This window comes from Limibacillus sp. MBR-115, from assembly GCF_040549425.1.
Lineage (GTDB): Bacteria > Pseudomonadota > Alphaproteobacteria > Kiloniellales > CECT-8803 > Limibacillus > Limibacillus halophilus.
This window is the reverse complement of record NZ_JBEPTJ010000008.1, coordinates 88,666-109,655: the sequence shown is the minus strand read 5'-3', so window position 1 is coordinate 109,655 and position 20,990 is coordinate 88,666. Positions and strand designations below refer to the sequence as shown.

Sequence of the window (20,990 nt, the reverse complement as noted above, 5' to 3'; positions counted from 1 at the left end):
CATGGACCAAGGCCGTTTTTCTAGCCCTCAGGCGGTGGTTTCTGATTCTCCAGGTCACTCCGAGCGCGGCTGAACCGGGAAAACGAGCGGTAACTCTTGCTTGGTCCCGTGACGCAGTGCGTGATGTAGAAACAGCCGTCCGAGCGGAAGGTATAGCGGCTTCGATAGCGGTCTGGTGGACAGCAATGCTCGGCCATACCGGTCAGGCCGCCACCCAAAAGGGGCGTCAGGCGAACTTCTTGAAAAAGCCGGTCCGGCGGCTGGTCGTAGTAAACGGCAAAGCCGTCGCCGAGCGCCCTGAACAAATAGCCGCGCGATGCCTGAAAGGATTGGCCATTCTTCAGCTTTAGGCATCCCTGTTCGACATACCGCAGGCGATCTGCGTCAAGCCGCACGACATGGGCTTTCCCCTGCATCCCGGCGATGCCGGGAATGCGCCGCTTGAGGGTCCAGTCTCCGGCAAGAGTCTCGAAAACAGCATCAACGCCTCCCCATGCATCGAGGGATGCCGTTGTCGGTGTCCTATAGAATGCAAAGCTAACCGTCATCACGCCGAAGCATGCGACCGGGGCCGCATTCCGGCAAGGCGGATAGAATCCTTGAAATGAGAATAGTGCGAGGGATAATTTGCAGATACACCCAAAATGAAGGATGAATGGCAAATGGACGTGTTGAATGATGTTCTTGATACGCTCAATTTGAAAGGCGCACTTTATTTTCGAACCGACTTCTCTGGCCCGTGGGGCGTCACGGTTCCCGACCTTCAGCAGGCCGCGCGCTTTCATTTGGTGGTGCAGGGCCGTTGTCATGTGTCTTTCGCATCTGGCGCATCGGTCGATTTGGGGCCGGGTGACATTGTTCTGATTCCGCGTGGGCGGTCTCATGTTCTGGCCGACACGGTGTCGCGCCAAGCGCCTCCGCTGGAGACGGTGCTTGAGCTTTCGGGGTATGACGGACAGGGGGTTTTGGTTGTTGGGGAGCGCGACCCCCAAGCGTCAACGCAGATGGTTTGCGGTCACTTCAGCTTTCGTAAAGGTGCCGATCATCCGCTCTTGAGGGCCCTTCCGGAGTACCTCGTGACTACCACGGGGATGCGGGCTAGAGAGCCGTGGCTTGATGAGATGCTGCGCCTTGTGGTTCATCGGATGTTTTCTGAGGAAATCGGATCGCTGGCCGCCGTGACCCGCCTTTCGGAGATCGTCTTCATTGAGTTGCTCCGCGTCGGGATATCCCAAAGCCCGGATCTCAAAGCCATTCTCGAGGCTTTCCGTGACCGACAAATTGGCCAGGCACTGCAACTGATTCACAATCAACCTGCTGAATCTTGGACGGTGGAGCGGATCGCGGCGGCGGTTGGTATGTCTCGGAGCCGGTTTGCTGAAAAGTTCAGCGAGCTTATTGGCACCGGCCCAATGGCCTATCTTTCGGAGTGGCGATTGCAAAAGGCCCTCGCGCTTCTGGATGGGTCGCGTTCATCCATCCAGCAGGTGGCTCTGCAAGCCGGGTATCAATCACCGGCAGCCTTCACGCGCGCCTTTGCGGGAAAATTCGGTCTGCCGCCGACGGAATATCGCCGAAGTTTGGATTAATTTTGCAGATCGTCCCAAAGCGCTTGCACTAAGTCCCGGTATTAGGTCGGGTTCTTGATCTATCGCTCCGCTCCTCACAATTTCCCTCCTGTCGATCCCAAGGACCGTAGGAGGTATCATGCAAAGGATTGAAAGACTGAGCGAGGCAGACGCCCCGCAGAAAACCCAAGACCTGTTGGCCGCCGTCAAGAAACAGATGGGCGGTGTCCCGAACATCATCGCAACGCTTGCCCAATCATCCGCCGCACTTGGCGGTTACCTGGGGTTTGCCGGTGCTCTGGGTGGTGGTTCGCTTTCCGCTCGTTTCCGCGAGCAGATCGCGCTGGCGGTTGCCGGTGCCAACCGTTGCGACTACTGCGCTTCGGCGCACACCGCGCTTGGCGGCATGCAGGGCCTACAAGCCGAGGAGCTTGATCGCAACCTGAAGGGCAGGTCTAGCGATGCCAAGGTTGACGCGGCCCTTCGATTCGCTTCGCGGATCGTATCATTGCGCGGCAATGTCACCGACGAAGACCTCGCTGCGGTTCGCAACGCTGGGCTTACCGAGGAAGAGATCGTGGAGATCGTGGCAAACACGGTGCTCAACATCTTCACTAACTACTTCAACCATATCGCCGGAACGGAAATCGACTTCCCGGTCGTTAGCACGGCCGCAGTCGAAGCGGCCTGATCAACGAGGCTCCATTCTCACGAAAAGGAAAAAGACATGTCTGGAAAACTTACGCTCTCTGCCTTAGCTCTGATCGGCGCCATTGCGGCGGCGCCGGCCTTTGCGGCTGACGAACACAACACGGTTCCCGGCCTGACGGCTGCCGGTGCGCCCTTGGGTCTGCACGGAGTGGACCCCGTGGCTTTCATTCGGCTTGGTAACCGAATTGAAGGCACGGCGACTTACACGGCGATCCATGATGGCGTCGCCTACTACTTTGCCAGTGAAGAAAACAAGGAAACCTTCGAGGACGCCCCGGAAAAGTTTGTGCCCGAGAACGGCGGGTTTTGCACCTACGGGGTTTCGGTGGGTAAGAAGTTCGATGGAGACCCGAAGTACTCCGCTGTGGTCGACGGAAAGCTCTACGTCTTTTTGAACGAAGAGATATTCAAGGCGTTCCAGCAGGATCGTGCTGGCACGATCGCCAAGGCAGAAGAGAACTGGGCCAAGATCCAACACACCGCAGCAGGCGACCTTTAGTCCCTGCTTGGGAGGGCGCGGGTTTCTCCCCAAACTCGCGCCCTCTCCAACCGTCAACGTTTGTTGAAAACCGGATAGCCTCGTACATAGAGTAAGTCGTCGGGTCGTCGGCTAGAACCGAAGAAGTCCCAAGCTGGCCCCATTCTTTCTGAAAAATTGATACCGGGTATCTACAGCAGCGCATCTGTCGAAGCCGCCACGGCGCCGATTGCTCAAATCAAATTGCGTAAATGCCCGCTTTTCGTCCAGACGGTAGCGCCTTGGCTTCCCGCCACGGCGGTCGCGTTGTGATCGGCTGGTAAGCCTGGGGGTAAGCGCAACCAGGAGTGACGCTGGAAGGTGTCGCCGCCCTGCTCGAAGCTGCCATCCAGTACGAAGATTTCCATGCCGCCGGCGGAGGTAAGAGGAACAGCCGTACCGGCATCCCAGCGTTCGACGCGAACCGTTTCACGGGAATCCCAAAACAATGGGGTGACCGAAACACCTTCCCGTCCGGCAATCGCGAGAGCTTCGATCTTGTTCAGGTCAATTCGAACGAAGGTGCGGTCGTCAGGCGCGAACTGCCGGAGCTTCACCAGAATAGTGCAGCCAAGCTCAGAAGCGGGTGCGTGACTGGAGCTCGGTGGGTTCCGAACATAGGTGCCGGTGGGGTAGTCACCATGTTCGTCTTGAAAGACTCCCTCCAGTACGAGGAACTCCTCTCCGGCTTCATGGCAATGTGTCGGAAACCGGCTGCCGGCCGCATAGCGGACAATGGTCGTGGCCCGGGCTACCTCGCCGCCGAGGCGATCGAGCATTCGGCGGCTCACCCCCGGTGTTGGGGACTCTTGCCAGTCGATATTCTCGGCATGGAGGGCAATACGGCAGGTGAAGTCTGCATTCAGTTCCATGACGATACTCCTTGTACCCAGGGAACGAGCCGGTAGCTGCTAAACGGCCCGAGCCAAGCTCGGGCGGGCGGTGACGCGTTGATGCCAAGCAGTCAGTCTCGTCAGATCGTCGGGTATCGCAATGCCCGCGGCCGAAGCGAAAGCAAAACCCGCCATCGCCGTGATGTCGACGACCGTGAACTGATCGCCTGCAAGGTAATCATGCTCTTTCAGTAGCCCATCCATCCAGACCAGTGTCTTTAGGGCGGTTTCGCGTTGGTGCCTACCCCAGTCCTGGTTCTGATAGGTTTCGAGAACCGGTCCCAAGCCATCGGTGGCATGATGGAAGTAGGCGCCCACGGCATTCAGAAACCCTGCTTCAACCTTACGTTGGAGCATATGAATTATACCACGCTCTAGGGCGGTTCTTCCTGTCAGCGTCATTTCACCATGGGCATGATCGAGATACTCGGTGATAGCCGTGCACTCAGACAGAAAGGTGCCGTCGTCCAGCTCCAAAACCGGGACAGTGCCACTCGGGTTCTTAGCCAAAAACGCAGGCATGCGGTGTTCGCCGCCCATTACGTCGACAGGCACGAACTCGACTTGGTCAAGCAGTCCTTTCTCAGCCAGAGCGATGCGAACGCGTAAGGGATTGGCGAAACCTGCAATGTCATGAATCTTCATGGTGACTTCCTCAAGTTGATTTCCTCATGGGGGAACGGAAAGCAATAAACTATCTATCGATAGATAGAAAACAATAAGGCGCAGAGGTTTGGCGCTTGTCAATACCTATCTGCTGATAGATAAATGCTTTGTGATGACAGACGAAATCAGAGGCAAGGCAGCGGAGATCTTGGATGCAGCGGAACGTCGAATCCGCTGCGGTGGGTTTGATAGCGTCAGTTTCCGTGATCTGGCGGCCGACGTTGGCATCAAAAGCGCGAGTGTTCATTACCATTTTCCGCAGAAAGCCGACCTTGGAGAGGCGGTTGTGGAGCGCTATGGCGAACGGTTCATAGCCGCTCTGGGCGACCCGGACGATCCCAAGGAGAGTGCTAGGACCCGTATCAAGCGTCTGTGCGAGGCTTACCGCATCTCGACCCTTGACCAGGGGATGATTTGCCTTTGCTCCGTACTTGGCAGCGCGACACTAGAACTTCCTCCACAGGTTTCGCGAGCAGTGGTGAGGTTCTTTCATCGGCTGATGGAATGGACGGACCGGGCCCTTGAAGACGCTGACGGGGTGACAAGTGCGCTGGGTCCGCCTAGCGCTGGACATATCATCGCCAGCCTACAGGGGACCGTCATTCTAGCGCTTACCCTTGAAAAGCCGTCGCTTTTTGCGGAAACCCAGGAGCGCCTGCTCCGCGACCTTGCGTAAGCCACGGTGGCAGGCCAATCTGGCAGGATAATCAAAGCAATTCCCGAATAGGAAAAGATGCAATTCTCATCGGATAACGCGCGCGGTGCGACCTACATGGTCGCCTGTATGGTGGGCTACGTACTGAACGACGCCATGATAAAACTGGCGTCAGCCGACCTTGGCCTGTTCCAGACAGTGTTCTTGCGCGGTGGCGTGATATCATTGCTGATCGGTATTCTTGCCTGGAATCGTGGCCAACTGTTGTGCCGCCTTTCGAAACAGGATTGGCGTCTGCTTGGTTTGCGAATCTTCGGCGAACTTGGCGGCACGGTTTGTTTCCTGATGGCGCTTTTCAATATGCCGCTCGCCAATGCAACGGCGATCATGCAAGCGATGCCGCTGGCCGTCACGTTGGCGGCCGCACTGTTTTTGGGTGAAGCGGTTGGGTGGCGACGCTACAGCGCAATCCTGATTGGATTCCTGGGTGTTCTTGTCATCGTGCGCCCAGGAACCGAAGGCTTCACAAGCTATTCCTTCTGGGCGGTGGGTGCGCTGGGATTTCTGGTGCTGCGCGATCTCACGACGCGGCGGTTCTCAGAAAAACTGCCGTCAGTTTTCGCGGTTTTGATGACGTCGCTTGCCGCCACAGTGATGGGCGGCGTCGCCTCGGTCGCGGTTCCCTGGAACCCGGTGACACTGCAAAGCTTCTTGCTGTTGATTGCAGCAGCCGTTTTTCTGTTGTTCGGTTATCTCTTCAGCGTCATGGCGATGCGCGTGGGTGAGATCGGTTTCGTGTCGCCGTTTCGCTACACGGTTTTGATCTGGGCCATTATTCTCGGGTACCTCGTCTTCGGCGATGTGCCCGACGGCTGGATGCTTTTGGGCAGTCTAATCGTCGTTGGCATGGGATCCTACACATTCTACCGGGAGCGTCAGCGCCGTGTGCAGGAAGGCAAACCCGATGTCCCGCCTCTCGCCGGACCTTCGGCCCCTAGCACGCGGCCATAATCTCCTCAAGTTGCTGTGCTTCTGCTAGCAGGGCGAGATCCTGGCCGCCACGCTTGGTCAGCATGATTCCGAGTGGAACGCCCCCTTCCCGAGTTGGCAGGGACACACTGCAGCCGTCAATGACATTGGCCAGCGTCGTGTTGCGCAGGGTCATCAAGTTCACGCGGTCATAGGCTTCTTGCGATTCCAGGTCGCTGCGGCGCGGCGGCCCGATCGCCACGGTCGGCAACAGTAGCGTATCGTCGCCGATTGCCGCGTTGAACGCTGCGATAAGGCTCTCTCGTCTGTCCAACGTTTGGCGGTACTCGATTGCGGAGAGCCCCTCGGCCCGTTGCATGCGGATCAGAACGCGCGGGTCGAAAAGCTCCGGCTTCTCTTCTACCAAGGTGGCAAAAGTGGCGCGGGACTCAACGGCGGCAAATTGCCAGAGGGGAAGTGTTTTGTAAGAATCGAGCACCGGCAGCGGCCGTTCCTCAACCGTCATGCCGGCGACAGTCATTGCCGCGACTGTTGCGCGGAACTTTCGTTCGACTGCAGGGTCCAGAGCATCGAGGCCGAAGTTGCTAGGGATCAGATAACGCCGTTTCCGGTCCTGTTCGGATTGAAGGGCTGCATAAGGGCGACTGGCAAGTACCGACCAAGCTGCATGGCAGGCCGCGACCGTCCGGGCCATCGGCCCCACGCTATCAAGCGAACCGGACAGCGGTACGACACCGCGTCGCGAGGTGCTTTCCTGACTGGGCTTAAACCCGACAATACCTGTAAAGGCAGCAGGAATCCGGAGCGAACCGCCGGTATCGCTGCCAAACGCAATATCAGCCAGTCCGAGCGCGACGGATACCGCACCGCCGGACGTGGACCCGCCAGGCACGTGGCCGGGACAAACCGGGTTTTCCGGTGTGCCGTAGTGCGGATTGAGACCAAGCCCCGAGTAGGCAAACTCCGTCATGTTGCTATGCCCCAACATCACGGCGCCCGCGGCCCGTACCGCAGCAACCGCATCGGAGTCAGCTTGTGCTACGGGCTGGGTTGCGCGCACCTTGGATCCCGCGGTTGTGACGTAGCCTTTTACGTCGTAGAGGTCCTTGATGGTGACCAAGGCTCCGGCCAATGGAGATGTCGTTGCCGACGGCAAAGACGCTGCGGTCTGCAGCGCTTCCTCCTTGAACAGCCTGACGAAGACGGAACGAAAGGCTTCCGTGTCCGATTCGATCCGCTTGAAGGCTGCGACGGTTCGTTCGGACGCGGTCTGCGGCGACCAGGGGAACTCAGTCTTCATGGGTTTAGGCGCTCGTGGTCTTTGCTGTGTAGGCCGTCAGGTCATCGGCGTGGAGGTCCCAGAGGAGAGAGAATGTCATGCCGCGCTCTGCCGGCAAGCCGAGCGTCTCCAGGGCATTTGAGAGCGCCGCCGTCGCGGTCGCACTTGAGGACGCCTCGATCAGGATCAAGGCTTCCAACTTACGTGTTGCGAGGTCTTCCGACGGGAGCGGTGTTGAAAGACCTGAATCTGGCTCCATTGCCCGCGCAGAGAAGACGCCATCCAGCATAACGACTTCTGCCAAGACCGGCTCGACCTCGGCGTTGTCGATCTCGCCTGCGGTAAGAGTGATAAGTGCAACGGCACCGCCGCTCCCGACGCCGGCCTCCAGCGCCAAGGTTGAGACCCGACGCTTGGTGTTTCGCATGCGCTCAAAGTTCCGATAAGACCAATCGGTTTGCTGCTCGAAGGCCTTCTTGTAGGAAGCGGAAGTGAAGGTTTCTACGCCGGCTGCACGATACAGTGCCAGATACCGGCGGGCGCTATCGCTGGTGGCCCGATAGCGCCTCGCCCAGCGAAATCCCTCGATTGCAACGCGTTCGGCCATATGTTCGCGGTCGTACCAGCGGTTGAAGTCGTCCTCGTGGGCCGGATCGACGTCCGTCCAGACAAGAAGCTCCGCCTCACGACCAGCGTTCTTTTGCATCCCTAGGTCTCCCAGCTAAAAAATGGCTCTTACTGTGCCGCGTTCGGCCGCACTGTTACAAACGTTTGTTGTTCATACCGGCAATTCCCGAGGGGGGTCCAGGAGGGCGAATCGCTCGGAATCTCCCTTGCAAGGAAATCACTTCCGGCGGCGCATTGCAAAGAGCAGACGCCATATCAGGTCGCGCTCCCGCTGGCTCCACTCTGCCTCGCTCATTTCCAATCGCTCGGGCAAATTGCTTTCGTCGAATAAAGTCTCTTGATCCGGAAAGTAAGTTTTCCGCAAACGTTCGTTCCCGGCGCGAAAGCGATCGAGCAGCCTCTGGCGATCTTCCTTGCCTAGATGAATCGAACCGCCTTCCTTTTCATAGACGACCGACCCCAGGTGCTCGCCCAGAAACGCAAAGAAACGGTTATCATGCGGCCCGTCGAACAGGTCACGGTTCCTTTCGGCGATGCGTAATGTCAGCTCGCTAAAACCACGGTTCTGCTCTGTGTTGCCAAGGTCGAAAGTTTTCCCGTCCAGCCCCAGAATGTTGAAGAAATCCAATACGACGTCGTTGCCGTGGAGCTTCGGACGCTCGAACGTTTTGACGATTATCTGCTTTTTAAAAGCGGCAGCTTCCCAATCCGCCAGCGCAACATCCCAATTGGCGATATCACCCAGCCCATTGGCGATCCAGTCGTCGAAATCCGGGTGGCTCTTGAATCCCCATTGCTGCCAGTGAGCTTGGATGTATTGGTCCTGCCGCCGGAGGTAGGCAATCACGACAACGCGAAAATGTTTGTCCACGTCAAGAAAGAGGTCGGGGAAGTTGCGGCGGTTGATCAGGTTCTCCGCGCTGACGACCAACGAGTGGCACTCTTGCTCCGCCATCGCTTTCTTACAACGCAGGAGTCGGCGTAAAACCTTTTTCTGTGATTCCGGCTCATCCTTCGGCAAGCCTTGAAAAAACCAAAGCTGATGCCCGCTTACCGCGGCATCTGGCTCCAGCTTATCGCCTGGAACCAAGAAACCCTGTTCGCGCAAGGGCACCGCGCAGCGGGCGAGGGCTGCCTGTATGGAAGAACTGCCGGATTTTCCAGCGCCGATATGCAGATAAAGGGTTGGTTTGGTCAACTACGTTCCAGCCTGCTTCGGGTGATGCGCCGGTGGCTCAAGCAGATGGCGCGGCGCAACTTATCCTTTGTTAGCTACAGCGCCATAATGTCAGGAGTCAAACCAAACTCTTTGCAAATCGCCTTTAACTCTTTTGCCGGGTCGATTCCGAGGGATCGCATGAATCGGTAGTAAGCGCCGTCTTCAGTGTTAATTACCTTCGTATGACGTGCCTGCACGCTGTCGATCACTTGAGGCGCCTGGTCGAAATGCTGACTTACGCGTTCTCCGCAGAGAAAATCCAGCCCCCAGCCGCTGAGGGATCGCGGGAAGTCCGACAGGCAAAGCTTCAGGGCCTCGCCCGAGAACCCAGGCATCATAATCTCGACAGCATTGACGGGGCGGGCGTCCCTTTCCCCCTTTTGATGGTGGAGCAATGGCCAGGCGCAATAGGAGTCGGCGGTCAGCGAAGATTGGAAGAGATGTAGGTCCTTTTCTTCGGCAATACGGAACAGTTGGCTCAAGGCTTCGACCCCGAAGAGCAGATCATCGTCGAGCAAGAGAATATGCCGATAGCTCAATAGGGACGGAAAAACCTGTGCCACATTGTAGACACCGGAAAACTTTGTGCCTCGTTGATAGAAGGCAATATCGCCGATCGGCGAATGTAGGTAGGAATCATCATAATAATTTACGATCAGGTCCCAGTTGCGCCCAGTGTTGGAAAGCCATTTATGGTGAATCGATCCACGCCCGCACTGCAGGAAAACCGCCTGCTCGCCGGATAGGGTTTGAGGATCGCCCCATAGCATTTCCGGTGTGTCACCGAAAAAGGGCTTCTGTGCCGTGCCGGCCATCGCGTCAGTTGCTGCCGGTCAGGCGACGTTTGAGCCAGCGCAAGGGAGCGGTGACCCGCCATGAGGTAGAATTGTAGACCAGTTGAAGCTCATGATGCAGGCGCAGAACTTCGGGTTGCTCGGCCATCGGTGTGGCGGCGCCGACAGACTGCGCGTTACCGCGGCCGGATTTCAAAGACTGCTTCAAGTCCTGGTTCTCGAAGGACAACAGCTTGCGCTGTAGGGATAGCTCTCCGACACTGGCGAAGAAGTGACGCAGGATGTCTCCCTCGGTTTCATTGGAGAGATAAGCCGCCAAACGTTGAGCGGGACTACCGTCGGCTGCGCCAGGCATGAAGAGAATGCCCAGACCATGGCAATGCAGGAACTCGAAGGTTTGATACTGTTTCTTCAACTCCTTCCAAAGCCGCCAGACCCCAAAGTCCTTGGTGTATACATTGATGTCGTGGAAAAGAATGACGCCGCCGGGCGACACCTTATCCTTCCAGGTCTTGAAATCGTGCGAAACCGCCTCGTAAGTGTGCAGTCCGTCGATGTGCAAAAGGTCGATTGACCCGTTATCGAACCTTTCCGCTGCCTCGTCGAAGTACATCTTCAGGTAACGCCCGATGCCCTTGTACCGCTGGTCCAGAAGATGCTCGAAACGTTCTAGGACGGAATTGTCGTAAAAGCCGGCCTGTGAATCCCCAGACCAAGTATCGACGGCAATGGCCTGGCCGCCAATTTCCCGCCGCTTGAGTGCTTGGCACACCGCAAAAAAGCTCGCACCGTGATGCGTCCCAAGCTCGACGAACACCCGCGGGCGAAGGATGGAAACCACTGCCAGCATGAAGGGGATGTGCTCACCCCATGATGTCGGCACCAGTGTTTCGATATCCCAAGTCGCACACTGCATCAGCTCTTTGCGGATCTCGTCAGCCGAACTGACACCGGCCTTGTTTCCTGTGGAGGATAGTGTCGTGTAATGCAGATGATTGGCCCGCAAGCTATTGCCGACTAAATCGTCACTCTGTTCAAGATTCCATTCCTGGCTCAAGGTTCTCGCTTTCTCCTGGTCTACGATGCCGGACCGAGCAATTGTCCGCAGGCACTCGGCCGTCATTTCGCTCCACATGGGCGTCGGTAACGCATCTTCGCAGCGCACACCCTTCATGGTACTCGGCAGTTTCTGTACCACATAGCCGGTGGCGAGCAAGCTTTCGTCCGTCATCTCCGCCGTTTCCGAGGAATCTGTTTCACCATACTGTAGAGCGATCCTGTTCAGATCGCTCTTGGAAAGGTGAGAATCCGCAAGCTTGCGAAAGAGTTCGAACCAATGCGCACCATGGGCGTTGTTACGGCGCCGACCTTGTTTCCAATAGCCGATAATACCCTGACAGATTTTAAGGCGGAACTGATCTTGGGTTCGCAGCGGTAGATGGTAAAGATGGCCTTCCGCCTTAGGGGACGAAGGCGTTCTCTTGCCTTTCGGGTACTCCAGGAAATGGTTTCCCTGGCCCATCACAAAAGTGCCCTTCAGAAACAGCTGGCGGCTCCAGAATACCTTGCCATGGCTGGCAAACTGAGGGGGAATGAACCAGGAATCCGTTCGAGGATTTCCTTTATTGGGGAGCAGAGGGGCGCAGTTCTTCCAGAGTAGCGTGAAAGCCTTGCGACCTTGCAGGCGTTTCAAGAACCGGACGAATTCGTCGCGTGAACCAAAGGTCAGAAACTCGTCGGCATCAAGGGAGGTAATCCAGGAGATTCCGGCCTCCCGCGCCAACAGCCCTTCTGCCAGAAAGTTCATCAACCGCGCCTGATCGTATTCTGGTTCTATGTAGCGGACGATCTTGAGGCGTTCGGGAATCTTTGATTCAACCGCCTTCAAGTACTCGAATGTGCCGTCGGTAGAGTTGTGGTCGGCAATCACAATATGGTCGAAAAGATCGGTCACATGCGCCAACCAATCGGCGATGATGTCCGCTTCATTCTTGACCATTGAAACCAGGCCCGTCACTGGAAGTTCGTTGGAGTTTGCCATTATCGCGTTCTTACCCGCAGTGCTTTTAGCCCGATGTTATCGCCGCCCCGGTGTATACCGTGGAATGTTTAAAGCCTGTAGATTTATAGCAGGTTAAGCGGCAACGGCGCTTCCGGTTAATTGCATAAATTTGCTTAAGAGGAACGCCGCTGTGCCTACTTCCGCTTGTTGCTCCAGATCGCAGCCGTCAACTCGACTGCCCGCTCAACCGTCAATGTGGGGCCGCTGTATTGCGTTTTGCCCTTTTCCTCTGTCGGCGTAGCGAAGAGAGTCGGATTTTCTCGTCCAAGGTATTCGGCGGCCACCCGGGCATTGGATTCTTTGTATCTCGCAAAGAATGCAAGACGTTCGGCAGCCGTCAAAAGCCTGGAATCACCAGCAGGAAGATCTTCGAGAATCCTGACCACTTCGGCCCTCGACCGATTGGGACCCAACTCCGAGAAGTTCGGTAAGGCTTGATTGAGTAGCCGCAGAAATTCGACCGTGTCGCAACCAAGGCGACGGTTCTGAATTGAAGGTCGGGTAAAGCCGGCCAGGGAAAAGGTCATTCCAACCGCCTCAGCGAAATCCTCGATGATGCTGCCGTGCCTGGTGACGGCGTCTTCGAAGAGTCGAACGGCAATGTTTTGCTTGCCGAAGCTTGCCGACCAAAGCTGGAGTAAGTGCCAATAATCATAGCGATGCTTGGCTGCTGCTGCCGTCGGTATCTTGAAGGGCTCTGTGCGTCCGGCTTTTACGGCGGTGGAGTATGTGCTCTCCAACAATTCATCCTGGCGGCGAAGGTATACGATGATCTTTGGATTGTCGTCGTATGTCGCAAGGAAATCCCGAAGCGCCTGTATCTCCGACCGGCTGTTAAGGCGGGATGAACAGTGTTCGCTGCTGAGAATGATCTTGCCTCGCCGTTTGCTGATTTCTTTGTCAAAATCGGCGGCGAAGGTGGTGCGGAAGTTCGCGATAGCCTGCGCATCGTTTATCCCAAGCATCTGGGCCAAGTGCTTTTTCCGATCGTGGTCGTGGCAGTAGGCCGCAAGTCGGACATGGCTGTACGGTCCAGGCGATGTCGGAAAGTAAAATCCTTTGGATTGCAGTGCCTGACGATTGCTGGCCAGGAAATGCTGGATGGCGGTTGTCCCGGTTTTTTCGAGGCCGATATGCAGACAGATCTTTGGCATTGGTAGTCTAGTCACTTCTCGACAATGTGAGCCGTTCCTGAATCTTGTCAGCCCAGCAGTGAATAATGCTGCTTTGTGCATTTTTGAGATAGCGGCATTGGTGAGGGCAACTTAGGTGCGACGACCAGCCAATTGCAACGGTGCAGTTGATTAAATCTGCGACGGGGGCACGGGCTCGGCGCTTTAAGGCCTAATCTTCGCTCGAGCGGCGCAACGATTCGTTGTCGGGCAGCGGTGGGCGCTCCCCTTGACGAAGTTTGCGGGAGCGCTCGTTATTGACGTCCGCCGCGTCACCGCCGCTATTGCCGCCCGCCGCACCGGTAGCGGCATTGCTCTGCCGGCGTTCCAGCAATAAATAATCGTAGCCCAAACCGTCGCTCTTGCGAGGTTCCCCGGATGTGCGGATGCAGGTAACGACGATGGGGGCGTCCGATGGCCTTGCCTCTTCAATCACACCCTTGTCCTGCAATTGCGTTGCCCAGTCGATACGCATCTGCCAAGCGGCCATGCGGCAAAGATCCTGCGACGGGAAGGCAACCTCAAGCGGCGCGGCGGTTGTACGTTCAAGAAAGAATACCAGCAACAACCATTCCATTGTATTTCGCCCCTCGTGTTTTGCTCAGCGGCACCCGATGACACCGAAAGAGTAAAAAAAAGCCGGGCCTAGTGAAAGGCCCGGCTGAATCTGACGATGAGGCAACGCCTACGGTGCCTGATCGCGGCAGATCGTCAGACCGAACATCGTTCCGCTGGTGTTGTCGGTGTTGCAATCCATTACGCCGTTGAAAACGGTGTCGGAACGCGCCCGAACGTAGGCGAGCCCGCCCGCAGCGATATCTCCGTTCACGGTCGCGCCGCCACGGAACTCGAACAGGGATTGATTGAAGACCGACGCCGCTGCCCCCTGCACCCCGCCGTTGAGTGTGGAGGTGCCGCGAACCTCGGCGTATCCCTGCCGATAGATATCGATACCGACCGGACAGTCGAAGTTGTTCAGGAAGTCGCAGCCACCATCATCCGCAGCGGTCAGAGTGTCGCCGCTGTCGGAACGGAAAAAGCTCTGTGCACCGACTTCAACGGCCGCGTAACCGTTGCCGGTGGCAGTGTTATTCTGGCTGCGGACTGAACTATGATGGGCGATCTGGAAGCCGGCATCGAAGTTGGACTCGACGCCATTGTTGTTGAGTGTTGAACCGGTCACATAAGCAAAGGAATCGCGGAAAACGCCGATACCGTCGTTGCCGTTGTTGCTCATGGTGCTGTTGATCACGCGCGCACTTGAGCCGTTTGCGACCTCGACTCCAGCGCCGTAGTCAACGGTGCCGTTGCCGGTGAAGCTGCTGTCAACCACGCCTGCAATCGAGGCTAGGTTGAGAAGAAACCCTGAGCCGTTATGGCCGGTCGATACAACGTTGTTCAAAAACCCTATGACGGCGCCATCAAACCAGATACCTGGGCCGGTGCCGTTTTGGACCGTCAAGTATTCCAGGATGACCGTGCGGTTATCTACGAATATCGTACCGGTCAGGGTGTGGTCGCCGCCGAGGTTCATGTCGCCGTCCTCGTCGCCGGAAATAGTCAGCCCCATTGCGCCAACTATCACCACATCCTCGCTACAGTTGGACAAGAGCAGGATACGGTCAGCGCCGCTGGAGGCGTCGACTGCGTCCTGAATGGATGTGAAATCGCCTGACGCGCCCACACAATCAACGGTGTGCGTGGCGCCGCCGGCGCCGGCGTTTATGGCGTCAATGACTTCCTGGTTCAGGTCTTCCAACAGGACCGTGCCGTTGGTGATCTTGGCGCTTGTGACGACGCCGTCGGCGATCTTGTTGCCTGTCACCGAACTGTTGGCCAGCGTCGTGGTGTTGATTGAGCCGGGGATGAGTTTGGCCGGGCTGATGGTGCTGTTGGCGATCTTGGCGCCGGTCACCGCGCCGCCGGAGATCTTGTTCCCCGTGATCGACAGGTTGGCGATGGTGTTGGTATTGATCGAGCCTGGAATCAGATCGAGTGGGCTGATGGTGCCGTCCTCGATATCCGAGGATTGTACGCATCCGACGCATTGCACGTCCGTCGCGAGCTGAGCAAGAGTTGTTCCCGGCACAGCCACTGTAAGTCCAAGGGCGGCAATGGCGAGACCTAGGCTAAAGGTACTTTCCTTTGTCATGACTTCCCCCAATAACCCGAGTTTTGGAACATTCGGTATTCTTAGATATATCCTATAATGAATATGTCGTATTTCAATAAAAATGATCATATATTGAATGTATATTTAGGAAAAATAAGAATAAAAATAGAACGAATCAGATATAATTCATAATGATCTAGTAGATATAAAGTGTTATTCATAGTTCATGTGTAAATTGTCTCGTAACCATTTGTCTGTTGGAAAAAAATGGTCTGCGACATGCCTCGATTGATGTTCCAGGCCCTGTTTGGCGTGGTTGGAGAGTGCGGCCAAACCGGGGAAATAGATGTTGATCTCCGTCTGGCTTACTTGCCGCGGGCGAAAGGAAAGGGCTTAGGCAGAAAAAAGGCCGGACCCGTTACCGAGCCCGGCCGCTAGATCTAGATCTATAAAGTTCGACTAGGGGAAATTCACCTGGTCACGGCAGATGCTGAAACCCGGTCCCTCTCGCGTAGTATTGTTGCAACCAAGCATACCGCCGGCGAAGGTTGCGCCGCTCCGTGCACGAACAAAGGCGATCTGCCCTAAGGAGACGTCGCCCGTGACAGAAACTGTGTCCCTGAACTCAAAGAGCGATTGGTGAAATACCTGCGCTGCGGCATCCTGTGTTCCGCCATTGACGGTTGAGTTGCCTCGGACTTCGACATAACCCTGACGGTAAACATCGATCGCGACAGGGCAATCGCCGGAGCCGCTGAAATCACAGGTGTCGTTGGCGGCGGTAAAGGTGTCGCCGCCGTCCGAACGGAAAAAGCTTTGACCGCCGATTTCAATGGCAGCGTAGCCATTTCCGGTTGCCGTGTTGTTTGTGCTGCGCACCGAACTGTGATGAGCGACCTGGAAGCCGGCATCGAAGTTCGACTCGATGCCATTGTTGTTGAGGGTTGAACCGGTCACATAAGCAAAGGAATCGCGGAACACGCCGATACCATCGTTCCCGTTGTTGTTCATGGTTGAGTTCTGGACAATGACCTTGGAGGCGTTCGCAACTTCGATACCTGCGCCATAGCTGCCGGTGCCGTTGTTGGTAAAGATGCTGTCCTCGATGCCGACCGTCGAGGCAAGGTTCACCAACAGGCCGGAACCGGCGTTGCTATTGGAATTGACGCCAGTGACGCTGCCATCAGAATTGCCGTGGAACCAAATTCCGGGACCTGAGCTGCCGGTAACGGTCAAATACTCAATCTCCACGTCGCCGAAGTCTACCAAGATTGAACCAGTCAGGGTGTGGTCGCCGCCTTGAGTCTGGGTATTGGACTCGTCGCCTGAAATGACGAGGCCATCCACGTCCTCAATAACCACATCCTCGGCGCAATCGGACATGAGCAGAATACGGTCATCAAAACCCGCCGCATTGACGGCGTCTTGAATGGATGTGAAGTCGCCGGTTGCGCCGACGCAGTCCACGGTGTGGGTGACGCCTCCGCCGCCGCCGCCACCACCTGCGTTGATAGCGTCGATGACTTCCTGGTTCAGGTCCTCCAACAGGACCGTGCCGTTGGTGATCTTGGCGCTTGTGACGACGCCGTCGGCGATCTTGTTGCCTGTCACCGAACTGTTGGCCAGCGTCGTGGTGTTGATTGAGCCGGGGATGAGTTTGGCCGGGCTGATGGTGCTGTTGGCGATCTTGGCGCCGGTCACCGCGCCGCCGGAAATCTTGTTCCCCGTGATCGACAGGTTGGCGATGGTGTTGGTATTGATCGAGCCAGGAATCAGATCAAGCGGGCTGATGGTGCCGTCCTCGATATCCGAGGATTGCACGCATCCGGTGCACTGCACGTCCGTCGCCAACTGGGCTTGAGCAGCCTGTGGTGTAGTAACTGCGAGTCCGATTGCCGCTAGAAACAAGGTCTGGTTGATAGAGCTTTTCTTCCTCATGTCTACCCTTTCAGTGGTTCTGTTTTGCGCAAAATTTGTAGATAAACCAGAATAACTTGAGGATTTATGTTTTCAACCAGCAAAGAATTTAAATGCAAATATTGGAATTACACGCCCGAGCGGTTAAATTGAACAACGCCTGGTTTATATACTGTAGATTATCTCAATATTAGTGTATTGATTGATACAGAATACCTGATCCCGTGACATCATTCTCATACGAATCGGCACAGCGAATCGCTCCACTAATCCTTGAGTTTCAGGTTCCCTTCACCGATCACCACGGCACTGCCCCCGAGCGTTACACGAGCTAGCTTATTACTTGCGATCCGAAGGTCGAGGTCCAGGCGACTGGGGCGTCCCATGGCCTCGCCTTGCCGAATGACGACTGCGTGGTCACCGTCACGGAGGCTGAGAACGGTCGCATATTCGCCCGCAAAAGCAGCCGCTGCGCCGCCGGTGGCTGCGTCCTCGGCAATACCCATCGCTGGCGCAAACATGCGGGCCTGTACTTCTTCGGGTTGCCGGGGGTCGAGAAGATAGGGATAGAGGTGCGGGGCGGGGCTCTGGGACACCGAGGTCTTCCATAGGCCTAGGTCAATCAGGATCGAAGCCAGGGCGTCCTCGCTTGTGAGCGGGATAAACACAAACGGCACCCCTGCCGACCAAGCTGACGGCCCCCATTTTGCGATAGCGGAGACTGGGAGGCCCAAAAGCTTTGCTGCTAAAGCGGCGTCGCATTTCACCGGGAGCCGCTCGGGCAACTTGGGCGCCGTAAAGCGCGCGCGCCCCGTATCGCTACCCAAACGTTCTGCTTGCGCAGCTATCGGACCAATGGGTGGTACCAGAGTAAAAGTCATCACTTGCCCCGGTTCATTCACTGCCAAGGCAAGAGTTACGGCGGTACCTACTGTTGGGTGACCAGCGAAAGGAAGTTCTATCTGTGGCGTCATGATGCGAAGATCGAAGGTCGTGTCGGAATCACGGCGCGGGAACACAAACACTGTCTCCGAGAGGTTGAACTCAGCGGCGATGCTTTGCATTGTCGCGTCGCTCAGTCCATGGGCGTCGGTGACCACGGCCAAGGGGTTGCCGGCGAAGGGCTTGTCAGTGAAAACGTCCAGGAGGCGGTAGGGATAGAGCTTCATTGCGGTCGGAAATCCTTGCTTTGGTGCTCAGGGCTTACTGTCGTCCCGTGTTCGAGATGATCTGCGCCGAGCGTCGGAAACACCTTGGCGACCTTGCTTAAGAGGTAATCGCCATAGCGGCCAGAGAAAGTATGAGGATCTTCGCCGTCCCAACGCGGTGCATCGATGTGATCTCTCGCTAACCGCGGAAGGGGGACAATTTCCGCGGCGAAATCTGGATCAAGAAACAATGGAAAAGATAAACGATCATGACCGCTTCGGTTCATGACCCGATGCAGGGTCGAGCGGTAGGTGCCGCCGGTCAAGCGCTCGAGCATATCGCCGATGTTACAAACCAACGCCCCTTCTATCGGCGGTGCTTGAATCCAACCATTGGGGGTCTTGACCTCCAGACCGCCGTAGCGATCCTGTGCCAGCAAGGTCAACAGGCCATAATCGCAATGAGCGCCAGCACCCCAGGATTCCCGCCAGGATTCGGGCATTTCTGCCGGGTAATGGAATACCCGGAACAAGACAGTAGGGTTCGCTGTGTAAGTGTTCAGGAAGTAGTGCCGGTCCAACCCCAGGCTAAGAGAAATGCCCTCCAACAGCGCTTGTCCCGCACGCGTGGTGGCCGTCATGTAGGTCTCTACGGCATTGCGTAGGCCGGCTGGTTTGCTCGGCCAAAGGTTGGCGCCATGCAGCGGCCATCCGCCCCGTACCCGCGGATGATCGTTCGGCAGATCGCTGCCGAAATACAGTCCCTCCTTGTTATCGGGCTTGCCTGAAGTCAGTTCGTTGCCAACAGGAAAGTATCCGCGCCACGCAGCACCGCCCCGCGCCATGGCTACCTGCATTTTTTCAGTCAGGGGTAGCGCAAAGAAAGCGCGGCTTTCGGCCTCCAGGTCGGTGAGGCATTGCGAGGGGATCGCGTGGCCAACAACGTAAAAGAACCCCACCTTGCGGCAAGCGGTATCGATTGCACGCGCAACCTGCTGGCGTGCTTTGTCGTCATCGCCAAATAGAGGTGTCATGTCGATTACCGGCAGACTGAGCATCGGGTCGCGCGTCATCATCCTCTCCACCCTGAGCTGACCTGAGCTTACCCCATTTGGTAAACTTGGTGCAGTGCTCTCCAATCTGTGAATGGAACGGATCAGCGCGGATCGTAACCTATTACGAAGAACTGCATCCAATACTCCAGTGCGCCTACTAAGCCGTAAATTGCAGGGAGCCCAAATGGTGTCTTATTCGCGTAGCACATTCTATTCGGCGGAGGCCTCAGTGCCTCTCTCCAATTCAAGGCTTCCTGATCTTGAGGGCAAGCTCCGCTTCGAGCGCTCTACCACCAACACGGTGGGGGACTTGACGGCGCTGGGCTTGGTTTCGGAACTAACCCCCGACGAACATGCGCTGGTTGTTCAGGCCTTGCAGCTTGAGGTGGCCGATCTCGAGCAACGTGAATATGAAGAGGGGCTCGAAGATCAAGGTTTACCCCCGGCAGATAATGCAAAATTGATGGCGCTGTGGCGTTATGCACGGAGCCTCACCCGCTGCGGCGGTTGGGCTGAAGACGCCGAACGGGAGGCCTTCCAAGCTGCCGGGTATTCGGCTCGTTCGCTTCTTGAGGTGGCGGTGCTCTACGGCTCAATCGTGCTGCAGCGCTATAGGAAGGCAGATCCCAACGAATGACGGCACTGCCTGTACAGGCCTTCTAAGGACCGACCCGCACGGCGGATACGTGGTCCACAAATCCTTCGCTTCCCATAAGAGATTTGCAGCGTTCGAAGCGTTCCGTCGAATAGGCCCAAAAGTCGTCCACCGGATTTTTATTGGCGTGCTGGATCAGGCCCCACAGGGTCCACAGTAAATCGCACATAGCCTTGTAAATAACCATCCGACCCTGTTCGCCGGGCGCTGGTTCCCGTCCGAAATAGGCGCATAGCATTTCGTGGTCCTGCGCCTCGCTGAAAGCGCCTTCGACAGAAAGGTCGCCCAGATCCCATAGCGGATCATTCATGCCGGAATATTCCCAGTCGACCATCCACATACGGCTGCCCGTATCGAGAAGATTCTCGCAAAGAGGATCGCAATGACAGGGTGCCAGCGGCAGTGGGTGCGCCGCAAGGGCTGCGCGCAGTGTTTCAGCTTCGCCCAGGACTTGGTGGTAGCCTTCTGGTAAATCGACCGTTTTGCCAGAAAGAATTTTTAGATAATCGTCGATCATCGCGAATAGCTCGAAACGAAAATCGAACTTGGCGCCGCTATGGTGCAGCTTACGGAAAGCTTCTCCAGCACGTGCCGCTGCGCCCTTGCGCTGTGCGAAGGCCTTTGGAGTCATCGTGATCGTATCCTCGATGAAAGCCGTGACCATGATGCCGCTATCGGGATCGACAAAGAGCAACTCCGGACTGACACCGGCCTTCGCCGTTTCCCGTGCGGCCTTCGCTTCGTTCTTGCGGTTGATGTATTCCTCGGTACCTTTGCCGGGGATACGCAGGCACCAAGCGCGCTCGCCGGACGAGACCCTGAAGACTAGGTTGGTCAGGCCGCCAAGGCGCTCCAGTTTCACGCTTGCCGGATCAATCCCGGCAAAAATCGGTAGCTGGTCCAGAACGGCACGAGCCTGATCTAGCGCGTCATCAGTCATGGGGTCCTC

General features: G+C 56.6%; 21 protein-coding genes. 6 read left to right on the top strand and 15 right to left on the bottom strand.

Going from position 1 to position 20,990, the window contains the following annotated elements:
• Positions 1-20: 20 nt before the first annotated feature.
• Complete coding sequence (locus tag ABIE63_RS15165) at positions 21-548, bottom strand: DUF6314 family protein (protein WP_354505568.1); 528 nt, start codon at positions 546-548, stop codon at positions 21-23.
• Between the two features lie 114 nt (positions 549-662).
• Between ABIE63_RS15165 and ABIE63_RS15160 the strand changes: the two genes are divergently transcribed.
• The 3 genes from ABIE63_RS15160 to ABIE63_RS15150 all read left to right on the top strand — a co-directional run bounded on the left by ABIE63_RS15160 (position 663) and on the right by ABIE63_RS15150 (position 2,778).
• On the top strand, positions 663-1,589 hold the full coding sequence (locus tag ABIE63_RS15160) for an AraC family transcriptional regulator (protein ID WP_183417032.1): 927 nt from the start codon (positions 663-665) through the stop codon (positions 1,587-1,589).
• A 118-nt stretch (positions 1,590-1,707) separates the two neighbouring features.
• Positions 1,708-2,259, top strand: a complete 552-nt coding sequence (locus ABIE63_RS15155; RefSeq protein WP_354505565.1) for a carboxymuconolactone decarboxylase family protein — start codon at positions 1,708-1,710, stop codon at positions 2,257-2,259.
• 36 nt (positions 2,260-2,295) lie between these two features.
• Positions 2,296-2,778 (top strand): YHS domain-containing (seleno)protein, encoded by a 483-nt coding sequence (locus ABIE63_RS15150; protein WP_354505562.1) that lies wholly within the window; start codon positions 2,296-2,298, stop codon positions 2,776-2,778.
• A 212-nt stretch (positions 2,779-2,990) separates the two neighbouring features.
• On the opposite strand, the gene ABIE63_RS15145 is transcribed toward ABIE63_RS15150, so the two are convergent.
• The gene (locus tag ABIE63_RS15145) at positions 2,991-3,668 is read right to left on the bottom strand and encodes a cupin domain-containing protein (protein ID WP_354505559.1); all 678 of its coding nucleotides are present in this window, start codon (positions 3,666-3,668) and stop codon (positions 2,991-2,993) included.
• 39 nt (positions 3,669-3,707) lie between these two features.
• Positions 3,708-4,334, bottom strand: coding sequence for a glutathione S-transferase family protein (locus ABIE63_RS15140; protein WP_354505556.1), 627 nt, complete (start codon positions 4,332-4,334; stop codon positions 3,708-3,710).
• Between the two features lie 133 nt (positions 4,335-4,467).
• Here ABIE63_RS15140 and ABIE63_RS15135 point away from each other — a divergent pair, with 133 nt between their 5' ends.
• Together ABIE63_RS15135 and ABIE63_RS15130 are read left to right on the top strand one after the other, a co-directional pair.
• Positions 4,468-5,031, top strand: a complete 564-nt coding sequence (locus ABIE63_RS15135) for a TetR/AcrR family transcriptional regulator (protein ID WP_354505553.1) — start codon at positions 4,468-4,470, stop codon at positions 5,029-5,031.
• 57 nt (positions 5,032-5,088) lie between these two features.
• Positions 5,089-6,021: a DMT family transporter gene (locus ABIE63_RS15130; protein WP_354505550.1), complete on the top strand. Its 933-nt coding sequence runs from the start codon at positions 5,089-5,091 to the stop codon at positions 6,019-6,021.
• On the opposite strand, the gene ABIE63_RS15125 is transcribed toward ABIE63_RS15130, so the two are convergent.
• The 11 genes from ABIE63_RS15125 to ABIE63_RS15075 all read right to left on the bottom strand — a co-directional run bounded on the left by ABIE63_RS15125 (position 6,005) and on the right by ABIE63_RS15075 (position 19,407).
• Positions 6,005-7,300 carry an amidase family protein gene (locus ABIE63_RS15125; protein ID WP_354505547.1) on the bottom strand — a complete coding sequence of 432 codons (1,296 nt, stop codon included), beginning with the start codon at positions 7,298-7,300 and terminating at the stop codon, positions 6,005-6,007. The genes ABIE63_RS15130 and ABIE63_RS15125 overlap by 17 nt on opposite strands.
• A gap of 4 nt (positions 7,301-7,304) precedes the next feature.
• A complete protein-coding gene (locus ABIE63_RS15120; protein WP_183417040.1) occupies positions 7,305-7,985 on the bottom strand; it encodes a DUF4286 family protein in 681 nt (226 codons plus the stop codon).
• A gap of 138 nt (positions 7,986-8,123) precedes the next feature.
• Complete coding sequence (locus tag ABIE63_RS15115; RefSeq protein ID WP_354505543.1) at positions 8,124-9,104, bottom strand: hypothetical protein; 981 nt, start codon at positions 9,102-9,104, stop codon at positions 8,124-8,126.
• A gap of 74 nt (positions 9,105-9,178) precedes the next feature.
• Positions 9,179-9,940, bottom strand: coding sequence for a hypothetical protein (locus ABIE63_RS15110; protein WP_354505541.1), 762 nt, complete (start codon positions 9,938-9,940; stop codon positions 9,179-9,181).
• A gap of 4 nt (positions 9,941-9,944) precedes the next feature.
• Complete coding sequence (locus ABIE63_RS15105) at positions 9,945-11,960, bottom strand: class I SAM-dependent methyltransferase (protein WP_354505538.1); 2,016 nt, start codon at positions 11,958-11,960, stop codon at positions 9,945-9,947.
• Between the two features lie 155 nt (positions 11,961-12,115).
• Positions 12,116-13,135 (bottom strand): hypothetical protein, encoded by a 1,020-nt coding sequence (locus ABIE63_RS15100; RefSeq protein ID WP_354505535.1) that lies wholly within the window; start codon positions 13,133-13,135, stop codon positions 12,116-12,118.
• A 190-nt stretch (positions 13,136-13,325) separates the two neighbouring features.
• Positions 13,326-13,730: a hypothetical protein gene (locus ABIE63_RS15095; protein WP_354505532.1), complete on the bottom strand. Its 405-nt coding sequence runs from the start codon at positions 13,728-13,730 to the stop codon at positions 13,326-13,328.
• 108 nt (positions 13,731-13,838) lie between these two features.
• Positions 13,839-15,305 carry a right-handed parallel beta-helix repeat-containing protein gene (locus ABIE63_RS15090; protein ID WP_354505529.1) on the bottom strand — a complete coding sequence of 489 codons (1,467 nt, stop codon included), beginning with the start codon at positions 15,303-15,305 and terminating at the stop codon, positions 13,839-13,841.
• 420 nt (positions 15,306-15,725) lie between these two features.
• Positions 15,726-17,204 carry a right-handed parallel beta-helix repeat-containing protein gene (locus ABIE63_RS15085; RefSeq protein WP_354505526.1) on the bottom strand — a complete coding sequence of 493 codons (1,479 nt, stop codon included), beginning with the start codon at positions 17,202-17,204 and terminating at the stop codon, positions 15,726-15,728.
• 245 nt (positions 17,205-17,449) lie between these two features.
• On the bottom strand, positions 17,450-18,352 hold the full coding sequence (locus tag ABIE63_RS15080; RefSeq protein ID WP_354505524.1) for a PhzF family phenazine biosynthesis protein: 903 nt from the start codon (positions 18,350-18,352) through the stop codon (positions 17,450-17,452).
• Positions 18,349-19,407 carry a 2-oxoglutarate and iron-dependent oxygenase domain-containing protein gene (locus ABIE63_RS15075; RefSeq protein ID WP_354505521.1) on the bottom strand — a complete coding sequence of 353 codons (1,059 nt, stop codon included), beginning with the start codon at positions 19,405-19,407 and terminating at the stop codon, positions 18,349-18,351. Before ABIE63_RS15075 ends, ABIE63_RS15080 begins: the two co-directional genes overlap by 4 nt.
• A 163-nt stretch (positions 19,408-19,570) precedes the next feature.
• Between ABIE63_RS15075 and ABIE63_RS15070 the strand changes: the two genes are divergently transcribed.
• A complete protein-coding gene (locus ABIE63_RS15070; RefSeq protein WP_354505518.1) occupies positions 19,571-20,023 on the top strand; it encodes a hypothetical protein in 453 nt (150 codons plus the stop codon).
• A 22-nt stretch (positions 20,024-20,045) separates the two neighbouring features.
• On the opposite strand, the gene ABIE63_RS15065 is transcribed toward ABIE63_RS15070, so the two are convergent.
• On the bottom strand, positions 20,046-20,981 hold the full coding sequence (locus ABIE63_RS15065) for a choline/ethanolamine kinase family protein (protein ID WP_354505515.1): 936 nt from the start codon (positions 20,979-20,981) through the stop codon (positions 20,046-20,048).
• Between the last annotated feature and the right edge of the window lie 9 nt (positions 20,982-20,990).